The organism is Microcoleus sp. Pol12B5, assembly GCF_036701335.1.
Classification (GTDB): Bacteria; Cyanobacteriota; Cyanobacteriia; order Cyanobacteriales; family Microcoleaceae; genus Microcoleus.
The window spans coordinates 62,017-62,776 of record NZ_JAUBQQ010000001.1 but is presented as its reverse complement, the minus strand read 5'-3'; the positions used below and the strand labels follow the sequence as shown (position 1 = coordinate 62,776).

Sequence of the window (760 nt, the reverse complement as noted above, 5' to 3'; positions counted from 1 at the left end):
AATAATCTGGGAGAAGCCTACCGTAACAGAATCAGGGGAGATAAAGCACAGAATATCGAACTGGCGATCGGATATTTCACTGCTGCATTATCCGTCTACACCCGCGAAGCCTTTCCCCAAGATTGGGCAATGACGCAAAATAATCTGGCCAATGCCTACTGTGACAGAATTAGGGGAGAGAAAGCTGACAATATCGAAATGGCGATCGGATATTTTACTGCTGCATTAACCGTCTACACCCGCAAAGCTTTTCCCGAAAAATGGGCCCAGACCCAAAATAATCTGGCAAATGCCTACAGTAACAGAATCAGGGGTGAGAAAGCTCAGAATATCGAAGTTGCGATCGCATCTTACACTGCTGCATTAACCGTCTACATCCGCGATAATTTTCCCGAAAATTGGGCAACGACGCAAAATAATCTCGCAAATGCCTACAGCAACAGAATCAGGGGTGAGAAAGCTCAGAATATCGAAGTTGCGATCGCATCTTACACTGCTGCATTAACCGTCTACATCCGCGATAATTTTCCCGAAAATTGGGCAATGACGCAAAATAATCTGGCAACAGCCTACTCTAACAGAATCAGGGGAGAGAAAGCTCAGAATATCGAAATGGCTATCGCATCTTACACTGCTGCATTAACCGTCTACACCCGCGAAGCCTTTCCCCAAAAATGGGCAGGGACGCAAAATAATCTGGCAACAGCCTACTCTAACAGAATCAGGGGAGAGAAAGCTCAGAATATCGAAATGGCTATCG

At 45.7% G+C, this 760-nt stretch carries 1 protein-coding gene; it reads left to right on the top strand.

Translation table 11 applies throughout. The features are described 5' to 3' along the window. Positions 1-760, top strand: a 760-nt coding sequence (locus QUA24_RS27250) for a tetratricopeptide repeat protein (RefSeq protein ID WP_333226297.1), incomplete at both ends; no start/stop codon positions are given.